This is a genomic window from Streptomyces sp. AcH 505 (assembly GCF_000818175.1).
In the GTDB taxonomy this organism is placed as follows: Bacteria; Actinomycetota; Actinomycetes; order Streptomycetales; family Streptomycetaceae; genus Streptomyces.
Map to the genome: position 1 here is coordinate 5,899,838 of NZ_JTIY01000001.1, position 1,831 is coordinate 5,901,668.

The window sequence follows — 1,831 nt, forward strand, 5'->3', positions numbered from 1 at the left end:
CGACGCACGCGCCGCGACGGTCGCGGCAGCGCCGCCCGTACCGAGTGACCCGCCGCCCGCTGGGGACGGGACGATCCGCGGCACGATGAGTCGGCCGACCCGGCCCCAACTGCCCAAACGCCGGGGCCAGGAGCATCTGGTGCCGCAGCTGCGCGACGCCCCGGCCGCGGGTCCCGACGACGAACCCGTCCTGCACGACCCGGGTCTGATGGCCGCCTTCCGCCGTGGCATCGGCCTCGCCGAGGCCCAGCCCGAGGCGCGGGTCGAGATCCGGCCCGAGTTGTCCGAGCCGTTCGAGCCGTCCGAGCCGCCCGAGCCGTGGACCGGAGAGCGACTCGCCGCGCGGCCCGCCGACCCGGACCCGCGGCCCGCCCCCACCGCCCCCCACGACACCACCCCCAAGGAGTAGATGCACCATGGCGAGCGATGTACCGACCGGACATGTCACCGATCTCGACTGGCTGCTGAGCGGCCTGGTCCAGCGTGTCCCGTACACCCGCAGCGCTGTGCTGCTCTCCTCCGACGGCCTCGTGAGGTCGGCCCACGGCCTCGACTCCGACAGCGCCGACCACATGGCGGCCCTCGCCTCAGGTCTTTACTCCCTGGGACGCAGCGCCGGCATCCGCTTCGGCGACAGCGGCGAGGTCCGGCAGGTCGTCGTCGAGCTGGACTCCACCCTGCTGTTCGTCTCCACGGCCGGCTCCGGGACCTGTCTGGCCGTACTGGCGGGCCGCGAGGCGGACGCCGCGGTGCTCGGCTACGAGATGGCGATGCTGGTCAAGAGCGTACGGCCGTACCTGGCCACCCCTGTCAGGCAGGCGGCGGGCCCGGCGCAGAGCTTCACGGGGCGCTGAAGGTGCCGGTCCCGACGGACGGGCCGTGGCTCGACGAAGCCGCCGGCCGGCTCATCCGTCCGTACACGGCCAGCGGCGGCCGTACGCGGCCGGCCGTCGCCTTCGACCTGCTGACGCAGGTGATGTCCACGGGAAGCGTCCCGCAGGCACATCTCGACCCGGAGCACGCCGAGGCCCTGGGGCTCTGCCAGGGACCGACCTCGGTCGCCGAGATCTCGGCGTACCTGCGGCTCCCCGCGACCGTGACCAAGGTGCTGCTCTCCGACCTGGTGGGCTGCGGAGCGATCACCGCACGGCCGCCCGACACCTTCGACAACCCCACCGACCAAGCCCTGCTGGAGGCGGTGCTCGATGGTCTACGACGACAGCTCTAGCTCCGAACCATCCCCGACGGCGTTCCCCACGGCGCTGAAGATCCTGGTCGCCGGCGGCTTCGGGGTCGGCAAGACGACCTTCGTCGGCGCGGTCAGCGAGATCGCCCCGCTGAGCACGGAGGAGCTGCTGACCCAGGTCGGGGCCGAGACGGACGATCTGACGGGCGTCGAGTCCAAGACCTCCACCACGGTCGCCATGGACTTCGGCCGGATAACTCTCGACGAGCGGCACGTGCTCTACCTCTTCGGCACCCCCGGCCAGGAGCGCTTCTGGTTCATGTGGGACGAGCTGTCCCGAGGCGCGCTCGGCGCGATCGTGCTCGCCGACACCCGGCGGCTCGAATACTCCTTCTCCGCCGTGGACTTCTTCGAGCAGCGCGGCATCGGGTTCGTCGTCGCCGTCAACGAGTTCGACGGTTCGTTCCGCTACGAACCGGACGAGGTGCGGGCGGCGATAGATCTCAAACCCGAGGTGCCGATCGTGCTCTGCGACGCCCGGATCGCCAGCTCCGGCATCAGAACGCTGGTCACGCTCGTACAGCACCTGCTCACCACGACGACGGGAGCCGCCCCGGCGCCCGTGCCCCCGGCGGCCGTGCCCCC

The 1,831-nt window shown here is 71.9% G+C and carries 3 protein-coding genes and 1 pseudogene; all 4 read left to right on the plus strand.

Annotated elements, in window-relative coordinates; genetic code table 11:
* A pseudogene (locus HY68_RS45480) lies at nucleotides 1-409 on the plus strand (ATP-binding protein); the annotation flags it as partial.
* A gap of 7 nt (nucleotides 410-416) precedes the next feature.
* Nucleotides 417-854 carry a roadblock/LC7 domain-containing protein gene (locus HY68_RS26415; RefSeq protein ID WP_041993219.1) on the plus strand — a complete coding sequence of 146 codons (438 nt, stop codon included), beginning with the start codon at nucleotides 417-419 and terminating at the stop codon, nucleotides 852-854.
* A gap of 2 nt (nucleotides 855-856) precedes the next feature.
* Complete coding sequence (locus tag HY68_RS26420; protein WP_041993222.1) at nucleotides 857-1,228, plus strand: DUF742 domain-containing protein; 372 nt, start codon at nucleotides 857-859, stop codon at nucleotides 1,226-1,228.
* The coding region (locus tag HY68_RS26425; protein ID WP_063779679.1) for an ATP/GTP-binding protein at nucleotides 1,206-1,831 on the plus strand (626 nt) is incomplete at its 3' end. The genes HY68_RS26420 and HY68_RS26425, both read left to right, overlap by 23 nt.

Bases quoted from the DNA above. Each gene is read 5' to 3' on its own strand.
- HY68_RS26415 (WP_041993219.1), top strand. From the start codon at position 417: ATGGCGAGCGATGTACCGACCGGACATGTCACCGATCTCGACTGGCTG.